This is a genomic window from Corynebacterium argentoratense DSM 44202 (genome assembly GCF_000590555.1).
GTDB classification, from domain to species: Bacteria; Actinomycetota; Actinomycetes; order Mycobacteriales; family Mycobacteriaceae; genus Corynebacterium; species Corynebacterium argentoratense.
Genome location: NC_022198.1, coordinates 1693220 through 1712004 on the forward strand (window position 1 = coordinate 1693220; position 18785 = coordinate 1712004).

The window sequence follows — 18785 nt, forward strand, 5'->3', positions numbered from 1 at the left end:
GCACAGACAGCCGGCAAGGATTTACGAGCACACCTCGGGGATCACCTTGGCGTCCTCGTCCTGCAAGGTCCACTGCTCAAACGCTGCCGTCACCGCATCCACGTACAACACCGCACCCTCCTCAGTCGGGTGGATCAAGTCCTGACGCAACGCCAACGGATCCGACTGCGCGGCGTGGCACCAATCCGCAACATACAGGTTAGGGTGACGTTCCGCGGCGTCAATAATTGTCTGTTGAGAAATCGGAATCCAGTAGCGATCGCCATAAGGCAACGTCACCACCACGATGCGATCCGGGCCTAACTTGTCCATGACCTCGTCGATCACTTCTGGCTCGATCGCGGAATTTGTGCCAAAGCCCAGTACCACAAACGGATCCAGCGAATCAGTTGCCTCCAATTGGTCGATCGTCGGACCAATCGACAACATCGCGCGGGAAACTTCCGCATCAATGTAGATACCTGGGTAGCGTTCTTCAAGCGCTGGTGCACTAGCGAGCATCACCGAATCGCCGATGGCCGTGATCTGGTCCCCCGTAGGCATCGCCGGAACTTCTTTCACCTCTTGAACGGACTGCGCCTTTTCGGGCGCATCGTTACCACTACCGGCACTGATCTCTGCCAAGTCCCGCTCCAAGGTGGTCTGATTCGGGGACAAAGCGAAGGCAGCAATCGAGCCAGTGGCGAAGATAGTGACCACCGCATATCCCACCGCGATACGACGTGACTGGGGCCCCGGCGATACTGCCTCCCGGATCCACCCGCGAATCGCGCCCCGGTACCCTTTACGACGAATCGGGGTCTCCACCCGGGCATACGACCAGTGGCTCAATGGTACAGAAATCGCCAGCGCTAGCACACCCAGCAGCCACGGATTACGCCCCCAGCTATAACCGAACAACAACTCACGCAGTAGCACAATCACCGGCCAATGCCATAGGTAAAGCGAAAAGCTACGCTCCCCCAACCACCGAAGGGGACGCACCCGCATGAGGTAGCTGACCGGACCCGTTTCCATTACGACATTTGCCAGCACGATCGCCGTAAGAATCGAGCCCGCGAGTAGACCTCCCCTATACGTCACGGGGCTAGTATCTGGCAGTGTAAAAAACAGCGCCACTAAGCCTGCTGCCGCAAGGGTTCCCAACAATGCAGCAACCACCGGAATGCGCAACGGGTTTCGTCGCTGTGGCCAGGAATCTGTCGCATCTGAACTGTCGGAAGTCATCACGATCGCCAGAACTACACCGATGAGCAAACCGAAGGAGTGCGTATCGGTCCCATAATACACACGGGTAGGGTCTGCCTCGGGGTTATACAACGCCACCATCAGGGCAAAAGACCCCGCGCCGAGGATCGTCGCTAAGACCGCAGCCGCGGTCAAACGGGTGCGCAGGGCTGCACCGCGCAGGGCACGACCGCCAAAAAGACCCCCGGTGATAGCTGCGAACAACGGCGGCCACAGCAAATAAAACTGCTCCTCGACCGCTAGAGACCAATAGTGAGCGAATACCTGCACGCCGGTGTCTACAAAGTAGCTGTGGGACCCCTCTATCTGGACCCAGTTGTTAGCAAAAACCAGAGTTCCGAGAAATTGTGCTGTGAGGCCGACACCTGCGTCTCCACCGATGATCGCTGACAGAACCGTAACAATAGCAAGCACGGTGAGCGCGGCGGGCAAGATGCGTCGAGCGCGACGAATCCAGAACTGTTTCAGGGATACCGTGCCGTTAGCGACCTTTTCCCGGACGAGCAGAGAGGTAATCAAAAATCCAGACAGCACGAAGAATACGTCAACGCCGAGATACCCACCGGGGAAGACGTCTCCGAAAAAGTGATAAATGACGACAGCAGCAACAGCAACACCACGCAGTCCGTCGATACCACTGACTCGGCGAATCCTCGATCCGATACGAGGCGTCGATTGCTGTACTTGTGCTGGCTGTCCCACGTTAGCTGTTCTCCCTTTATCCGGCAGCGCTATTAGCTCCCGATGGGAGAGTGTATCAGCGACCGATGTGAAAAAGTTTCCGTGCCTTTTAAAAGAGCAAAAGCCTGCCCTTTTGAGCGCTCACACCCCTTTTCGAGAGAGTGCTCGCACCAAAAGAACAGGCGATGCATGAACTAATGAGTGACCGCGTAGGTCTTAGTTCTTGGGCAGACCCTTACCGTGTTCTTCAGCAGGAGCTGCAGCCGGTGCAGGTGCGGGAGCCGGAGCCTTCAGGCCGGGGATCAGGTTAGTGGGCTGAGGGGGCAGCAGGCCAGCGTTGTTCAGCAGAGCGAACAGTCCGCCGAGAACTGCAATAGCGCCACCAATGCCGAGCAGAACCTTCACGAAGGTGTTGTCGCCGAGGTCGCTGGAACCGGGATCAGCCGGAGGCGGGGTGACGTCGTCGCCCTTTTCAACCTTGACGGTGGCCAGGGTGCCTTCAGCGGTGCAGTTGATGTCGGTGACCTTCTGCTTTTCCTTGCCGCCTTCCTTGAGTGCGGCAAGCAACTCGGCGGTTGCGCCGGTGAGGTTGAGCTTCAGCTCGTCTTCGGACTTCGGGGTTACCTCGAAGCTGTAACCGCCTTCCTTACCGAACTTGTAGGGAATGACCTGCTGGTTGGTTTCCGGCTTGGAGTTCTGCTGAAAATCCTCGAGAGGAGGGATCAACTTCAACCCCACCAATCACAGACGCCACAGCCGTTGATCCCCTGTTCATCCCCACCTGGTACCCCGGGGGTAAAAGCGCTTGAGTAAGCGTCTGAAAAACACAAACACCGCGCCCCCACTGACGAGCAGTGAACGGCGCGGTGTCGAGCAGCGTAAAAGTAAGACTTAACGCTTGGAGTACTGCGGTGCGCGACGGGCCTTGTGCAGACCAGCCTTCTTGCGCTCCACGGCACGGGAGTCACGGGTGAGGAAGCCGGCCTTCTTGAGGGCGGCACGCTCAGCCGGGTTGTAAAGGTTCAGCGCACGAGCGATAGCCAGACGGAAAGCGCCTGCCTGACCGCTAGCGCCACCACCGGTGAGGTTAGCGTGGATGTCGAACTGGCCATCGCGGTCCAGAAGGACCAGCGGAGCCTTGATCAGCTGCTGGTGCAGCTTGTTCGGGAAGTACTCTTCCAGGCTACGACCGTTGCAGACGAACTTACCGCTGCCCTCGACCATGCGAACACGGACGATGGCGCGCTTACGGCGACCAACAGTCTGGATGGGGCCATCCATGATAACGGGAGCAGCAACCTCAGCCTCAGCCTCGACTGCAACTGCATCACCAATGGTGTTGGTGAACTCTTCGCTAGCTGCAGCAGCAGCTTCAGCTACCAAGTTGTCGTTGATGTTCTGATCGGTCACTGTGCCACCTGCTTGATCTCGTAGGTTTCAGGCTTCTGAGCAGCGTAGGGGTGCTCAGCGCCAGCGAACACGCGCAGCTTCTTAACGGACTGGCGGGTCAGCTTGTTGTGCGGCATCATGCCCTCGATAGCCTCGAAGACGACGCGCTCGGGGTGCAGCTCCATGGAACGACCCAGGGTCATGGTCGTCAGACCACCCGGGTAACCGGAGTGGCGGTAACGGAACTCACGGTCGCGCTTGTTGGAGGAAATGTGAACCTTGTCAGCGTTGACGATGATGACGTAGTCACCGCAATCAACGTTGGGTGCGAAGTAGGGCTTGCCCTTGCCGCGCAGCAGGTCTGCAACCTGGGAAGCCAGGCGACCCAAAACCACGTCAGTGGCGTCGATGACGTACCACTTACGGGTAATGTCACCGCTCTTAGGGTGGAAAGTAGACAAAATGACTCCTTATAAGTCTGTCTAGGACTGCCAGCCACACAAGATCAGAAAGGCGTTAGGTACGGCGGCCGGTGGAGACCCGCACTAGCCTGCTGCTTTCAGCAGGACTTGACAACTGCTGGAAGCTTCCAAACTCGAACTCAAGAATAATAACGGAAAAGCAGGTCCGAAACAAATGTTAAAGTTCCCCGAATATGCGTCCTCCCGGCTGCGCGTTTGTTTTTCCGGGGGATCGGTCTAGTTCAACAGTACCTGCGCAACCGGGAGGGCGTCCTCATAGTGTTTCCCTAGTGTCGTACCAAGCGGCCTCCTTTCTCTACAGTGGTCAATCGATCTATTTTTTAATGTGCTGCGCACACCGTTTTTGGGCAAACACAGCAGGCTTGTTACATCCAGCTCGAAGCTGCCGCGCGGTTCATTTCCGACATGTGGTCGTTACCCTGGCGCACTGCTTGAGCAATGGTCGCAAGAATCTGGTTGAGCTCTGCGGCTGCTTTATCCCACTTCATCTGGGCTTCTTGGTAGGCGGTTGCAGAGTCACCTTCCCAGGTGGCGACCATCGGCTGGATACCTCTTTTTAGGTCATCCAGCATGGCGTTGATCTGTCCGCTGGAAGCATTGATGTCTGCGGCGGCTGCTTCGATCGCACCGAATTGGTACTTGATTGCACTGTTCATAGTGTGTTGTCTCCTCGTGAGATTGTTTGGACTGTGGATCTGGCAGTTGTTAGAGGGCCAGCCCCTGGCCGCCAACCTGGTTGAATGCCGCAGCGTTGTCGGCTTCCACGTTTTCGAAGTGCTTCGCGTTGGACCGGATGTTGTCCGAAATGCTCGCTAGCGCGTCTTGAAGGTCGCGTGCGCTGGTGTTCCAGCGCTGCATCAAGCTGTCGAAGGACACTTGTGCAGCACCCTCCCAGCTGGAGCGGACCCCGTCGACGACTCCCCGCAGCCGGCCGAGTTCGCCTTGCACTTGATTGTTGACGTCATCGACCCGACCAGCGGTCGCGACCATCACATCAGCTTCAGTCCTAAATAGTGTCGACATTGTGTCGTCCCACCTTTCGTTGTTAAACGATGCTTGCTGTTTTCAGAAGGGTGCTTCACGGTGGTTGTCCCCCCGTTAGAGAATTTTTCCCTTAAATTCCCTTCATACGTATTAGACGTAGTGCCTTTGAGGCAGGTTCCCCAGAATCTAAAAATTTTTAAATTTTTTTTCACAACCCCATCTGAGCTGCAGTTTTTCAACCCCAGTTACATAGTCATTGTTAGCCGCTGAGTTTCACGGTGTGCTCTACTGCGCGGCACAGTGCCCGGTGGCTGATCTCTAGTGAATGCTGCGCGTGACATCCGACGCTGATCAGTTGCCCCTGTTCAATCCATGCCGCCCAATAGGTCGCGCTGCCGTCACCTGGGTCTTCCGTGTAAAACAGTCCGGTGTCTCTTGCTTCAGCACCGAAAGCGCTGTCCGTTGCGAGTTCGGTGCCCGGCGATTGGGCGATTTCCTGCCTCATTTGTTCCAAGATCAGGTCGGCGTCAGTCCCGTGAAGGTCGTCGCGCGCCAAGTAGATCCTCAGCTCTGGATGTTGGCCTGATAGTTGGAGGCGCCCGTCGGGTAGCTCTTGCGCCTCGTAGCCATGTGGTGTGTGAAAGCTCAGTCCGTGCAGTTCTCGGATGGTGGCGGGCTGTTGCGCTTGACTTGATGACGTCGCGGGGGCTGAGGTGAGTGTGGTTGTGCTTGGGGTTCTCTGGGTCGGGGCTGCGGCACGGCTGGTGGGCTGTGTGCGCGACTGCGCGTGCTCTTGGCTACTTCCGTTGGAGGTCAGGATGAAAAACGCAGACAGGGCGACCACTAAAGTTGCTGCTGCCGCGATGGTGGTCGTTTGGATGCGTGTTTTTCCCCGGCCTTGTGGCCGCATGCGGTGTTTCTTTGGGTGGTGACGTCGCGTGGGTCGCTCTATGTGCGAGCGTTGTGGTGTGGATTGTGGTGGGGTGTGCTCCGCCTGCGTGGTGTGCGTCGGCTGCGGTGTGCGGGGTGTGTCTTCTGTGGGGTCCGGCTGGGCCTGGGAGTCTACGTCGTAGCCTCTTTGTTGCAGCGCGGTTATAAGGTGCTGTACTCCCGCTGAGGTTTGTTCGGTTTCTTGGCTGGCCTCGGAGTCGCTGCGGCTTGGTTCTTCGGTGATGTTGATGGCGATGTCTTGCGGGCTTGCGGCTTGTGGGTCGCCTGCATCGCGTTCGGCAGCGTCGATCAGGTCGCTCATTTGTTGGATGATCCCGGCTACTGCCCAGCCATCTTGTAGTCCTTCGTAGGGTAGGTCGAAGCGGTAGGTTTTTGTCCCGTGTTGTTGGCCGGTGTTGCCGTCGATGATGCTGAACACCGTGGCGGCTCGTCCGAGGGCTACGTTGACTGTCCAGCGTGTGGCTTTGTCGGTGTGTGCGGTGTTCATGATTGTTGTTCCGTTTGGTTCGGTGGGGTGTCGGGTTGGGCAATGTGGATGGTTCCTGCGTTATGGCCGTGTGTCACGAGGATGGCTCTGCCGGGTTGTTGGGTGGTGGTTTTCACCCCGAAGATTGGCCCGTCTTCGCGGTCGGCGTCCATCACGATGACGTCCGGTACTTGGTCTTTGAGTTCGCTCATGAGTGGGCCGAAAAGGCTGCGGTTGAAGCCTCCGGCTTTGCGCGCTAGGACTACGTGAAGTCCGATGTCTGCTGATAGGGGTAGGAATTCTTTCAAGGGCAGCAGTAGTTGTTCTTCCAGTAGGTCTGCGTCGTCGATACACAGGTATAGTTCTGGCCCGCTCCACCAGTTGCGTTCGCGTAGTTGTTCTGGGCTGATGTCGGGCCCTGGTAGTCGGCTTTTCAGCGTGACGCAGAGGTTTTTTATTGCTTCTGTGCTTGTTGACGTCGCGGGGCAGTAGGCCGCCAGCATGTCTTGCTCAAGCATGCCGAGGTGGCGTCGTCGGTGGTCGATGACGATCATTCGTGCCTGTTCTCTGCCTATGGCGCTGATGCCTTGCATGATGGTGCGTAGGGTTGTGGATTTTCCGCAGGCACGTGCACCGATGACTAGTAGGTGTGGGCTGGTGTGTGGTGTCCAGCCGACGGGTGCGAGGTCGCTTCCGCCTATTCCTAGGGGGATCCAGTGGGTGCCGTCTTGTGGTGTGGCCCCCTGTCCCCTGGCTGCCATTGCGTCGAGTTCTGCTTGGACTTCTTGCAGCGATAGGTGTGTCGGTAGCACTCTGAGTGCTGGTACTGGTGGCATGCCCTGGGTCATGGAGCTTACGTGGGCGGTGTCTTGGGGTGATGTGTGCGCGATCAACATGTGTTCGCCTGCTGGGGTGAGCCCTCTGCCCGGCGCGCCCACCAGCGCAATTTGTGCTTTCCTGTCGATGAGTGAGTCCATGGGTTCGGCGAGTTTGAGTTCGATTCGGTGGTGGATGAGGTCGCGGATGACGGGGCGTACGGTTGTCCAGCGTTGGGTGCTCATCACTAGGTGGATTCCGTTGCTGGGTCCGTCTGCGGCGATTCGGGCGCATCGGTCGAGTAGGTGTTCGTGGTCGTGGCCGAGGACGTGCCATCCGTCGACGATGAGGATGGTGTGGTGTGGGTCGGTGGTTTTTGTCTGTGTGTTGTCGATCAGTCCGGTTACTTCGTCGATGATCCTTTCGACGCGTTGTTTGTCTTTTTTGCCTGCGATTCCTGCGACGTGGGGCAGGCTGTTGAGGTCGTGGAGCCCGCCACCGAAGTCGATGATGTAGAAGCGGACGTGGGAGGTGTTGTGCGTTGCGGCGATGGATAGCACGAGGGTGCGTAGCGCTGTCGTTTTTCCGGATTGTGGGCCTCCACAGAGCGCCATGTGTCCTCCGGAGCTACCCATGTCCAGCACGAAGGGGTCTTGGCGTTGGTGGTAAGGGCGGTCGATGATGCCTATTGTGCAGGCTAGGGTGTTGGCATCCTCGGCGGTGTCAGTGTGTCCGCCGTGGTTGGGTTGTGCGCTTCCGATGAGCTGCCCTAGGGAAATACGTGGTGGTAGTGGGGGCAGCCACATGCAGTGGGCGCGCAGTCCGCGGCGTCCGGCTTGTTGTTGTGCGCCTTCGGCGATGGCGGCGAGAAGGGTGGTGCGGGTGGCAGGTTGGGCGTTGTGTTGACTGTCGTTGGGTGATGACGCCGCGTCTGCCGATTGTCCCTGCGCTTGTGCTTGTAGGGTGCGCAGGGTGAATGGTTGAACTGCGGAGTTTTCGTTGTGGCCTGGGGTTTGCGTGGTGGTTGGTTGTGCGAGTTCTTTGGCTTCGAGTGTGCCGGATACGTAGCTTGTGTGGAATCCAAGGACCCCCTCGGAGTCTCGTTTGAGGTATCCGGCGCCTGGGCGTGAGGGCAGCGTGTAGGCATCGGTCACTCCGAGGACTTGGCGGGATTCTGCGCTTGAGAAGGTTTTGAGTCCAATACGGTAGGACAGGTGCGATTCCAGTCCTCGGAGTTTTCCCTCTTCGAGTCGTTGGCTGGCGAGCAGGAGGTGGATGTGGAGCGAACGTCCAAGGCGGCCGACTGCGACGAAGAGTTCGGCAAAGTCGGGGTGCTGTGCCAGAAGTTCGGAGAATTCATCGATGACGATGAACAGTGCTGGCATGGGTTCGGTGCCCGCGCGGTGGGCTGCTTCGTTATAGGCGTCGACGTTGGCGAAGTTTCCGGCTTTGCGTAGTTGTTCTTGCCTGCGGTTCATCTCACCACTGATGGCGGCGTGCATGCGTTCCACCAGGACGGATTCTTCTGCTAGGTTGGTGATCACTGCAGCGGTGTGCGGTAGCTGTTCGAGTCCGAGGAAGGTCGCGCCACCTTTGAAGTCGACGAGCACCATGTTCAGTTCGCTTGGGCTGTGTGTTGCTGCCAAGGCAACGACGAGGGTGCGTAGAAGTTCGGATTTTCCTGAGCCGGTCGCACCAATGAGCAAGCCGTGGGGGCCGTCTCCACCTTGCGCGGATTCTTTCAGGTCGATCACTAGGGGACGTCCTTGGCGGTCGAGTCCGATGGGCACCCGTAGCCTGTCGCGTCCTTGGCGTCGTGCGGACCACATGGTGGTTTTCCACTGGTGGAGATTGTCGTATCCAAGCAGTGGCAGAAGGCGTGTGGAGCGTTTTCCGGTTATTTCTACGGGTCGACGGTAGCCGGACATTTTCCGGGCTGTGATGGTCGCTAATTGTTCACTGAGCAGGTCTGCGCGGCAGAGGGTGTCCATTCCGTTGGCCGATGGCACACGGATATCCCCGTCGCGCACATCGAAGTAAATATCCGATTGGCGCATGCGTCCGATGGTGGGCGCATCAGGTGCTGTGACTACGTCGAAGACGATGTTGTAGCCCTGGTGTTGGGGTCCCCCATCGTGGATGAGGTCGTCGATTTCTTCGCTGCTGATCATGCCCGCGTCCAATTCGCTCAGAATCAACACCCTGACTGCTGCGACTCCCCGGTCAGGCTGCCCAACGGTGTGTGGCAGCCACTTCACCCATTCGAATCCTTCGCCAATCACTTCGACGGAGAGCATTTCGGGCCCGTAGGAGAACGCGAGGCTACTGATCAGGGCCCGGATGTGCTGCGCGGCGTGGGGCCCACCGACCCCCACGCGGGTAAAGTGCGCGAACTCCATGGTGATAGGAGCGTCTTCGACAATCCCAACGCTTCGCTGCACGTGTCGCAGGCTGATGGCACACACGGGGTCGGCGTCTTCACTGTAAGTGGGTTCGGCAACCTCAAGCGGGGTGCACAGTGCTACGGAGCCGACCCCCAAACGCACTGCCAGATCGTCGACGTCTGCGGTGTTTGCCTCCCACATTCGGCGGGATCCGACCATAGACCACAGAGCCTGTGGGTCTGGGTGCTTGTGGGCAAGCGCGACGCGTTGAATTCGCCCGTGGTCGATGGCTACGGTGCGCACCGTGCGCAGGTGGCGGACGTAGCCCCGGCGCACGTCGTCGACATCGTCACCGGTTGGTGGGCTGAACATCGCCGCCATGCTCACCAGCATCATGAGGGGAAAAATCATCATCATGGGGTGGATACCCCGTCCCGACATCAGCATCAACCCGATGACAGCACCGATGGCTACCACCATGATTATCGGCACCGCCAGGCGCATGAGCGGCATGGGTTGTTGGCGGGGTGCGGCAGGCACGGCGTCAACACTGATGCTGCCTTCGGGCATAGGTGGAGCGGGTTGCTTTCGTGCCTCGCTCAGCGGATAAACAACGTGACTTTCTGGTGTGTAAATCGACGTCGCGTACATGGACATTGTCCCCCCACTATCACTAAAAAATTGTTCTTCCCCGTGTAAAAGCTGCCCCATTGTGTGCAGTTTCGGCCTATACTAGGCGACAGTGCGCTACTCGCGCAGCTTTTCGGGGAAAGTTTTTTATTCATGTGGGGGTTTTCTAATGCACTCTTCATCCGTGACACCGGATTCGGCCGTGGCCGCCTCAAGCTCCGATGGTCACGCCAGCAGCGAATCTCAAGGGGCCGCCGAAGCGGTGAGGCACGGGGTAATGCATGGGTTGATCCAGCTTGCGGTGCGTATTGATCTACCGCACGCATCCAAACGCACTCGCCTGCCTCAGGTTGCTATTGAAGTCCCGGCGCGTAGTTGTCTCGCGGAAGTTTTGGACGACATTATCGACGCAGTCGGGGCACCGGAATTGAGCATCAGTTGGCAGGCGCGCACTCCCTTAGGTCAGCCGGTGGATGCGGGCATGCCTCTGGGCGAGCTCGGCCTGGTCTCTGGGGACTGCATCGTGCTGATGCCTCATAATGGTGCTCAGGGAACGATACTCAAGGATGCTGCCGAATCACTTGTTGACGTCGCGTCGGTTCCGGCCCCAAGTCCGTTGGGGGTGCCGACTCTGGTGGCTGCGTGTCTGGCGGCGGCTGCTTTGTTGTCGGGTGGGGCGCGTCGAGTGGCGTCGACGGTGGCTGATTCAGACGTGGCGGTCACCTCCACATCCAGTGCGTTGCTGGCAGGCGGTTGCTTGCTCTTTGCTCTGGTGACGTGGCTGTTGTCTGTTCGCGCAACACAGAAGGATCGGCAGCATTATGCCCCGGCGATGGTGTTGGCAGGAGCCACGGTGGCTTATGCCGCGGCTGCTGCTTGGGTGATGGTTGGGGGTTATACGACTTTTTCTGAGGCGGCCAGCTGTAGCTTCGGTGCTGGTGGGTTGGGCCCGTGTAGAGCACCAGAATCTACCGTGGGTTATTCGGTGATTGCTGCGTGCGCAGCCACGTGTGGGGCCTCCATCCTGGTGGTGGTGGCCCATCCACCGGCGCTCAGTGCAGTTCGGCTTGGCCCCTTTGTCTCTGATCACCAACGCCAGGCCGAAAGATCCATCGCGCGCCGCATCGTCATGTGGGTAGCCGCTGCCTCAAGCGCCGCAAGCGTAGGACTGTTGTCTTCTTGGGCGTGGTTTCTTCCCCACACATCGGTGACTTCCGTCGCTGCTGTGTGCGAGGCCGTGAGCTTGGTGGTCCTAGTGGTTCTTGCTCATGTGAGCATCCGATTCGCTGGACTGAAGTTACCCACTTTGCCTGGTCCCGGCACTGATATTGAGCACTGTGAGGATATTCAGCCGGACGCCGATGAGCACGCGGAGCGCGCGGCCGCTATCCATTCTGGAGCTATCGCTGGGGTGTGCGCGGTGGCCATATGGGGGTGCGTCCGCATCGGGTTGGATTCCGCTGGCGGTTTTCCCCAGGCGCTAGTTGTGTGCGTCGGAGCTGCGATTGGGCTGCACAGCGTCCGGCACAGCGACAGGTTGTCCCAGTGGCTGCTGTGGTGTTGGGCCACGTCAACGATCGTTGCTTCGGCGCTGGTCGCAGCGCACAGCCCTCAGTCGTTAAATCTCTGGGCGTGGGTACCGCCGATACTCATGTGTTTCAGCGCGCTCACGCACACCCGCTGGGCCGGGGTGTTGGACAGACTCTCGCCAACCACCATCGCCTGGTTGGAGCGGCTGGAAACGCTAGCTCTCGTCGCCTGCATTCCCCTAGCGCTTCACCTAGCTGGAGTGTTTGAGATGCTCAGGAGCATGTGATGGCCGCACATACCCTGAGAGGACACCTCCACGCGCTAACTGTCCTGGTCGTGGCCGCACTGTGGCCGTTGTATCTCATGACACCAACGCATGCCGAAGAGCCTGAGGAAGACGACGCTACTGCCCTACCCAGGGTCCCTGCCGTTGACCGAATCTGCCCAGACGTCATACCATTCGATCCCGCCCCGGATGCCGCACCAGAACCATGGCTGGCAGCAGTCCACGATTTTGCGACCGGACGCGGAGTAACCGTGGCTGTCATTGACACAGGTGTAGCTCAGCACCCCATGCTCAACGTCGTGGACGGACGCGACGTCATTGGTGAGCGTCTTGGCGAATCAGCAGCAGACATCACCGTCGGACCATTCGATGATTGCGACAGGCATGGCACCATCGTGGCAGGCAGGATCGCAAGCATCGCGCCTGACGTAGAGATCATCAGCATCAAGCAGACCACTGCCATCACCAACAACCAACATCAGGATCCCGGCGGCAACCTCGCGACAATGATCGACGCCATCTCGATCGCCCTCGATATGAAAGCTGATGTGATTAACCTTTCGGTCGTCGCGTGTGCACCTGACGAACATACAGCAGCGGTAGCCCGGCAACAGCTAGCCGCAGTCATCGATCGTGCAGAAGCCCAAGGTACTGTGGTCGTTGCGGCATCCGGTAACAACAGCCCCAATTGCCAGCCCGGTGACACCATTTTCCCCGGGGCCGATCCACGGGTTGTCAGCGTCAGTGCTTTGGACAGCCCACGATTGCCGGCGCAGTACGCTCTGCCTCCGCACAACGTAGAGCAGCTGATCGCCGCGCAGGGGCATGTACCCTACGGGCTCGACCCCCGAGGCGAGGGCTTCATTGAGGCATTTGCCCCTGCCGGCCCCCGCGAGGAAGCCAAGCCGATCATCGGAACGAGTTTCGCAGCGCCCATCATCACCGGCATTGTCGCGGCCCTCAAGCAGCGCCATCCGAACGCTTCAACAGAGGAGTTCAGGCAGCATTTGTTCCACAACAGCGATCCCGCAACCGGCTACATATCCCCCGTGCATGCGGTGACCTCCCCACTAAGCAGCACCGCCAAAGAAGAAAAAACCACCCAGGCTATTGAACTGTCAACCACGCACAGACCGCGCAGTTGGGAGTCCGCATTATCCCCCGGCAGCACGGCACTGGCTGCGCTTATAGCTGGCGGGTGTCTTGGGGTGTCGCTCCTTGCGATGGCCACTGCTAGCCCCCGGCAGAAACTACACAAGGATAATGACGCCGCGGGGAAAACCTAGCGAAGCTTCGGTACAGGTAGCCGGTCGATACGCGCGACAGATTGCCAGAAACATTCCAGCCACACCAACGCCACCACGGGTGTGCCTAGGACAAACATCGGGATGAGCGGCAGCGTGTATTCGTGGTGGCTGCAGATCACAGCTGTGACAAAGAACAGCATGGTTGCGACGATGAGCACGAGTGTTCGCAGCACATTGGTTTTAAAGATGGACCATGCCACCGCGGCCAACTGTGGATGAAGGCCAGCACTCCATTTACCAGAACTGCTCGGAGGGAAAACTTCACGACTCTGTAGAGTCCGCAGTCTTCCGAACCCTGCGCTGAGGACTATGTGTGTCGACACGACTCATGGCTTTAGTCCAAAACTTTGGTGTTTATGCGGAAAACACTGCCACCGCTGATGCCGCAATGATCCAGAAGATCTCTTGGATACCTACCTGTTTTGGGCTCCACGGCTTGGGGCGTTGTTCACCGCTCACGGGCATCCACCACGCGCGCGCTGTTGCAGCGAGGAAGAATACGATGGCCGACCAATGAACGACGTCTGCCAGTGTTAGCACCAGCGCAATTATCGCGCAGCCAAGGTGCACCGCGATGGAATAGTTCAACCACTGGCGCTGTCCGCGGTTCCGAATCAACGTCTTGACGTAGAAGATCGTTGAAGAAAAATACAGGCCGAGGATGATCGTCGGCCCCCACAGCACCGGTTTATCGGCGACCAGCAAGCACACCGGCAACACGCCTGCTGAAGCAATCGTGGTGGCTACGCCGGAAAGTACCGATCGAGGCCGCTTGCGGTAGGCCTCGTACACGGCCACCGCTACCAGCGGGACAAAGCACGCGCCTGCAACTAGTAGCTGGGCGACGCTGCTGTGCGTCATAGCGAGCACACCACAACAGCCGAGAACGGCAACCGCACCATAGATAGTCAGCGGCCGAACATAAGTACCTCGGCGCCGCGGCGGCGCTTTCAGCCACAGTCCGGCAGCAAAAAAGGCGAAGTAGCCGCTCAACCACGCAACCCCCAACGGTAGGTGTGCCCACACGGGGTGGGCTAGGGCAACACCTAGCACGTAGGGGGTGATAACCATGGCCCATGCGCCATGCTGATCTGGAACCCAGCCGGTGTTTTTACGCTTGCGTGGGCGAGCTGGTCGAGTGGCGGTAGACATAATGGACCTAGTTTTAAACAGTCGGAACCGGAATGTTTTGTGCGCGACGAATGGCGTGGCCGTAGGCGAAGGCGAACACCGGGGCCAACAGCACGGAGCCGATGATGATCATGCTTGCGATCCACATGATGACTGCCGACAGCAGAACGAGAATCAGCGTGGGTCCAACGTTTTCTTTCGCCAGGGTCAGTGAACGACTGAAGGCGTCTCCCAGGCTGCGGCCGGGTTCGAGGACCGCAAAGGCAGGTGCAAAGACCAAGAGGAAGGCCAGAACCATACCCGGCAGGATGCACAACATCATACCGACGTTGACGGCGAGTGCCGTCAAGAAGATCACGCCAAAGAGCTTGCCCGTGCCTTTGAGGTTGTAGACATCCTTCCAGGTGAAGGACTGCCCGTTGAAAACCAGTGCGGAGACCCGGTAAACACCCAGGCTATAGATGATCATCAACGCGCTGGCCACGACCATACCCAGCATAAACACGCCGAGACCGACCCCGCCGAAAATAACACCAGCGGAGCTGGGCTCTTCATAGGTGTAGTAGCCACCGGAATAACCCCTAGTTGCACTGTCGCTCATTGCGGTGATGCCGACCATCCCGAAGATAAACGCAACAATCATCACGACGGCGGGAATGGCACCGGCAATGAGCCACTGGACGACGTCGCGACCGAACATGCGCGCACCGAAGCTCAAGGATTCCATTGCGTCGAATGTGCCGAAGGTGCGGGCCGCCGGCGCGCCGTAGCCGGGCTGCTGCGCACCAAACTGGGGCGCTTGGCCGTAGTTCGGCTGCTGACCAAAGCCGGGCTGCTGTGCACCAGGATTGGGCTGCTGGTTATAGCCCGGCTGGGTAGGCTGCTGGGGGTAAACCGGCTGAGCAGGCTGCTGGGGGTAAGCCGGCTGAGCGGGCTGCTGCGGCTGTTGGGGCTGCTGCCCTTGTGGTGGCATGCTTTGAGGCTGCTCCCCTGCTCCTGGATGGTCATTCTGGGGATCAAAAGGGTTAGTCATAAGGTGCTCCTAAAGGCTTGTTTATAGGCAGTAGCTTTTGATGGGAGTTTAGGTGTTGGTCTCGGACGTAGTCAACGGAACCCTGCGGAAGGAACCGTCAGACAGATCTTCGTTGTCGATCTCCGTACGGGAAATACCCAAAATGTAAAGAACCTCGTCGAGGAAGGGGTGATTGACCGAGGCATCGGCCACTTCACGCAACGCGGGCTTCGCGTTAAAGGCGATGCCCAGGCCGGCCGCCGACAACATGTCAATATCGTTAGCGCCGTCGCCGACAGCGACAGTCTGATGCATCTTCAGGCCCGAATCGGCCGCGAACTCAGACAGGAACTCAGCCTTCGCAGCACGGTCGACAACCTTACCCACAACCCGACCGGTCAACTTGCCGTCAACAATCTCGAGCGTGTTAGCCCGAACGTAATCAAGATCCAACTCCTGCGCAAGATCCTCAAGTACCTGGATGAAACCGCCAGAAACCACAGCGGCCTTGTAGCCCATCCGCTTCAACGTCCTGATCGTGGTGCGCGCACCCGGCGTCAATTCAATCTCCGCCGCGACGTCATCAATAACGGAAGCATCCAAACCAGCTAGAGCCTGAACGCGTTCGCGCAAAGACTCCTCAAAGTCCAACTCACCGCGCATCGCACGAGCGGTCACCTCCGCAACCTCAGCCTCACGACCAGCGCGGGCTGCAAGCATTTCGATGACCTCGCCAGTAATCAGCGTAGAGTCGCAGTCGAAGCAAATCAGACGCTTAGAGCGACGCTGCAACCCAGCGCGCTCAATAGCAATGTCCACTCCGATCTGGCGGGTCAATTCCGCCAGTGCCTTACGCATCGCCACGCCACCACCGGGCGTTGGATCAGCGACAGTGACACTCAGCTCCAAACCGGTCAAAGGATAATCAGCAATGCCACGGATCGTATCGATGTTCGCACCATAATCCGCAAGCGTCTGACCGATGCGCGACACATGGGAGGCAGTCACCGGGTCGCCCAACACAACAACAGCGTGGGTGGACAACGGGCGGGTGGAATGCAATGTCTCCTGCACTTCGACGCTGACCGACTGTCCATATCCACGGAGGGTTTCACTAAGTCCCTCTTTGAGGGTTTCAACCCTAGCTGGGTCGACACCAATCAACGACGCTAAGTTGAGGCGCCCCCGGAACTGCGACTGCTCAACGTCCAACAGCTGGACCTGATGCGAGGCCAAAACACGGAAGAACGCGCCCGAAACACCGGGGCGGTCCGCACCCGAGACAATGACCACGGCCGGAACCAAACCGGGCGAGAGGTTTACGGTGATGTCACTGGCAAGACTAGTCGATGAATTCACGTCCTTATTGTTGCACTTAGTAAGCCGAACACTTAAACCGGGTGTGGCTTGCGCACCTGAACCCCACCGAGATATAGAAAAGCCGTGAGCCCCCGACCCTTGCGGGGGAGGCTCACGGCTTTAATGCGTAGGAAAGGAAAGCTCTAAGGCTCTAGGAGTTCTTCAAGGCCTTTTCTTCGCGCTTCATATCATCAGCGTCACGCTTGAGTACTTCCTTCGTGGCGTGACCGACGTGGGCTTCAGCGCGCATGCGCTCGACCATGTGCGGGTAGTGCAGCTCGAACGCAGGGCGCTCGGAGCGGATACGCGGCAGCGAGGTGAAGTTGTGGCGCGGAGGGGGGCAGGAGGTTGCCCACTCGAGGGAGTTACCGTAGCCCCACGGATCGTCCACGGTGACAACCTCGCCGTAACGCCAAGACTTGAATGCGTTCCAGATGAAGGGAATGAAGGAGATACCCAGCACGAAGGAGAACACGGTGGAGATCTGGTTCAGGGTGGTGAAGCCGTCGCTGTCGAGGTAGTCGGCGTAACGACGCGGCATGCCCTCGTTACCGAGCCAGTGCTGGATCAGGAAGGTGCCATGGAAGCCGACGAACATCAGCCAGAAGTGAATCTTGCCGAGGCGCTCGTCCAGCATGCGACCGGTCATCTTCGGGAACCAGAAGTATACGCCTGCGAGGGAGGCGAACACGATGGTGCCGAAGAGGGTGTAGTGGAAGTGAGCAACCACGAAGTAGGTGTCAGACACGTGGAAGTCCAGCGGCGGGGAGGCCAGCATAATACCGGTCATACCACCGAACAGGAAGGTTACGATGAAGCCGAAGGCGAAGATCATCGGAGTTTCCCAGGTGATGTGGCCGCGCCACATGGTGCCCACCCAGTTGAAGAACTTCACGCCCGTAGGAACGGAGATCAGGAAGGTCATGAAGGAGAAGAAGGGCAGGAGGATCGCGCCGGTAACGAACATGTGGTGTGCCCACACAGCCATTGACAGTGTAGCGATCGAAGAGGTAGCGAAGACCAGGCCGGCGTAGCCGAACATGGGCTTGCGGGAGAACACCGGGAAAATCTCGGAGACGATGCCGAAGAACGGCAGAGCCAAGACGTACACCTCGGGGTGACCGAAGAACCAGAACAGGTGCTGCCACAGGATGGAACCACCGTTAGCCGGGTCGTAAATGTGGCCGCCGAGCTTGCGGTCGTAGAGGACGCCCAGAGCGGCTGCGGTCAGCATCGGGAAGATCATCAGCACCAGCAGAGAGGTGATGAGGATGTTCCAGGTGAAGATCGGCAGACGGAACATGGTCATGCCGGGTGCGCGGAGGCACAGGATCGTGGTGATCATGTTGACCGCAGAGGCAATGGTGCCGATACCACCGACACCAACACCGAGGATCCACATGTCGGAGCCAACACCCGGGGAGTGGATGGCGTCAGACAGCGGGGAGTACATCGTCCAACCGAAGTCAGCTGCACCGCCGGGGGTCAGGAAGCCAGACAGCATCATGACACCACCGATCGTGGTGAACCAGAAGCCGAGGGCATTCAGACGGGGGAAGGCTACGTCAGGCGCACCAATCTGGAGCGGCATGATGTAGTTCGCGAAACCCCACACAACCGGGGTGCCGTACAGAAGCAGCATCACCGTGCCGTGCATGGTGAACAGCTGGTTGAACTGCTCGTTCGTCAAGAACTGCAGGCCGGGGTGGTACAGCTCTGCACGAATAAGCAGAGCCATGAAACCACCGAGGAAGAAGAACATGAAGGACATGATGATGTACATGATGCCCAGAGTCTTGTGGTCGGTGGTGGTTAGCATCTTCCAGGCAAAGCCACCCTTACGGGTATTGCCTGTTGGCGCAGGCCGAGCGGGGAAGACCTCGTGGTCTCCCTTTGGCGCTACAGCGGTCATAGGTTCCTCCTGACTACGCATTAAACAACGCACAAATCATAACCTGTAGACCCCCATTGCGTTAAGTCCGATTTTTAAAAAATCAGCAGCTTAGGGGTGCCTGCGTGGCTATTGTGACGATTGCTGCTTGACCCAAGCACCCCTTCTAGACTGTGTCCCTTTCGGGTTGTTTACCCATGTATGGCGCCTGTTTCGACAGGGAAGCCGGCAAAATAAC

Annotated in this window: 15 protein-coding genes; 2 read left to right on the top strand and 13 right to left on the bottom strand. The window is 58.6% G+C overall.

Annotated features, from left to right (window positions below):
• Window positions 1-21: 21 nt before the first annotated feature.
• From CARG_RS07930 to eccCa, 8 genes are all read right to left on the bottom strand, one after another.
• Window positions 22-1950: an acyltransferase family protein gene (locus CARG_RS07930; RefSeq protein WP_021012129.1), complete on the bottom strand. Its 1929-nt coding sequence runs from the start codon at window positions 1948-1950 to the stop codon at window positions 22-24.
• A gap of 195 nt (window positions 1951-2145) precedes the next feature.
• Complete coding sequence (locus CARG_RS07935; protein WP_144198611.1) at window positions 2146-2655, bottom strand: hypothetical protein; 510 nt, start codon at window positions 2653-2655, stop codon at window positions 2146-2148.
• Between the two features lie 165 nt (window positions 2656-2820).
• Window positions 2821-3339, bottom strand: a complete 519-nt coding sequence (rpsI, locus tag CARG_RS07940) for a 30S ribosomal protein S9 (protein WP_021012131.1) — start codon at window positions 3337-3339, stop codon at window positions 2821-2823.
• Entirely contained in the window at window positions 3336-3779 is a 444-nt protein-coding gene (gene rplM, locus CARG_RS07945; protein WP_021012132.1) for a 50S ribosomal protein L13, read from the bottom strand. The genes rpsI and rplM overlap by 4 nt, the downstream gene beginning before the upstream one ends.
• A 386-nt stretch (window positions 3780-4165) precedes the next feature.
• Window positions 4166-4456, bottom strand: a complete 291-nt coding sequence (locus CARG_RS07950) for a WXG100 family type VII secretion target (protein WP_021012133.1) — start codon at window positions 4454-4456, stop codon at window positions 4166-4168.
• Window positions 4457-4505: 49 nt separating this feature from the next.
• The gene (locus tag CARG_RS07955) at window positions 4506-4823 is read right to left on the bottom strand and encodes a WXG100 family type VII secretion target (RefSeq protein ID WP_021012134.1); all 318 of its coding nucleotides are present in this window, start codon (window positions 4821-4823) and stop codon (window positions 4506-4508) included.
• A 220-nt stretch (window positions 4824-5043) separates the two neighbouring features.
• On the bottom strand, window positions 5044-6222 hold the full coding sequence (locus CARG_RS07960) for a type VII secretion-associated protein (protein WP_021012135.1): 1179 nt from the start codon (window positions 6220-6222) through the stop codon (window positions 5044-5046).
• Window positions 6219-9971, bottom strand: a complete 3753-nt coding sequence (eccCa, locus tag CARG_RS07965) for a type VII secretion protein EccCa (RefSeq protein WP_021012136.1) — start codon at window positions 9969-9971, stop codon at window positions 6219-6221. The genes CARG_RS07960 and eccCa overlap by 4 nt, the downstream gene beginning before the upstream one ends.
• Before the next feature lie 229 nt (window positions 9972-10200).
• Here eccCa and eccD point away from each other — a divergent pair, with 229 nt between their 5' ends.
• Both eccD and CARG_RS07975 read left to right on the top strand, forming a co-directional pair.
• On the top strand, window positions 10201-11847 hold the full coding sequence (eccD, locus tag CARG_RS07970; RefSeq protein WP_081761660.1) for a type VII secretion integral membrane protein EccD: 1647 nt from the start codon (window positions 10201-10203) through the stop codon (window positions 11845-11847).
• Window positions 11847-13133 carry a S8 family serine peptidase gene (locus CARG_RS07975; protein WP_021012138.1) on the top strand — a complete coding sequence of 429 codons (1287 nt, stop codon included), beginning with the start codon at window positions 11847-11849 and terminating at the stop codon, window positions 13131-13133. Before eccD ends, CARG_RS07975 begins: the two co-directional genes overlap by 1 nt.
• Here CARG_RS07975 and CARG_RS07980 read toward each other — a convergent pair.
• The 5 genes from CARG_RS07980 to ctaD form a co-directional block, all read right to left on the bottom strand.
• Window positions 13130-13354 carry a hypothetical protein gene (locus CARG_RS07980; protein ID WP_021012139.1) on the bottom strand — a complete coding sequence of 75 codons (225 nt, stop codon included), beginning with the start codon at window positions 13352-13354 and terminating at the stop codon, window positions 13130-13132. The genes CARG_RS07975 and CARG_RS07980 overlap by 4 nt on opposite strands.
• Before the next feature lie 154 nt (window positions 13355-13508).
• Window positions 13509-14306 carry a YwiC-like family protein gene (locus tag CARG_RS07985; protein ID WP_021012140.1) on the bottom strand — a complete coding sequence of 266 codons (798 nt, stop codon included), beginning with the start codon at window positions 14304-14306 and terminating at the stop codon, window positions 13509-13511.
• Between the two features lie 13 nt (window positions 14307-14319).
• The gene (locus CARG_RS07990) at window positions 14320-15318 is read right to left on the bottom strand and encodes a YciC family protein (protein WP_021012141.1); all 999 of its coding nucleotides are present in this window, start codon (window positions 15316-15318) and stop codon (window positions 14320-14322) included.
• Between the two features lie 48 nt (window positions 15319-15366).
• A complete protein-coding gene (serB, locus tag CARG_RS07995; protein WP_021012142.1) occupies window positions 15367-16656 on the bottom strand; it encodes a phosphoserine phosphatase SerB in 1290 nt (429 codons plus the stop codon).
• 151 nt (window positions 16657-16807) lie between these two features.
• Complete coding sequence (gene ctaD / locus CARG_RS08000) at window positions 16808-18568, bottom strand: aa3-type cytochrome oxidase subunit I (RefSeq protein WP_021012143.1); 1761 nt, start codon at window positions 18566-18568, stop codon at window positions 16808-16810.
• Window positions 18569-18785 lie beyond the last annotated feature (217 nt).

What these genes read in the sequence shown, in the direction of transcription:
- CARG_RS07950 (WP_021012133.1), bottom strand. Translation starts at nt 4,456, where the DNA reads ATGAACAGTGCAATCAAGTACCAATTCGGTGCGATCGAAGCAGCCGCC.
- CARG_RS07955 (WP_021012134.1), bottom strand. Translation starts at nt 4,823, where the DNA reads ATGTCGACACTATTTAGGACTGAAGCTGATGTGATGGTCGCGACCGCT.
- CARG_RS07960 (WP_021012135.1), bottom strand. Translation starts at nt 6,222, where the DNA reads ATGAACACCGCACACACCGACAAAGCCACACGCTGGACAGTCAACGTA.
- eccCa (WP_021012136.1), bottom strand. Translation starts at nt 9,971, where the DNA reads ATGCCCGAAGGCAGCATCAGTGTTGACGCCGTGCCTGCCGCACCCCGC.
- eccD (WP_081761660.1), top strand. Translation starts at nt 10,201, where the DNA reads ATGCACTCTTCATCCGTGACACCGGATTCGGCCGTGGCCGCCTCAAGC.
- CARG_RS07975 (WP_021012138.1), top strand. Translation starts at nt 11,847, where the DNA reads ATGGCCGCACATACCCTGAGAGGACACCTCCACGCGCTAACTGTCCTG.
- CARG_RS07985 (WP_021012140.1), bottom strand. Translation starts at nt 14,306, where the DNA reads ATGTCTACCGCCACTCGACCAGCTCGCCCACGCAAGCGTAAAAACACC.
- CARG_RS07990 (WP_021012141.1), bottom strand. Translation starts at nt 15,318, where the DNA reads ATGACTAACCCTTTTGATCCCCAGAATGACCATCCAGGAGCAGGGGAG.
- ctaD (WP_021012143.1), bottom strand. Translation starts at nt 18,568, where the DNA reads ATGACCGCTGTAGCGCCAAAGGGAGACCACGAGGTCTTCCCCGCTCGG.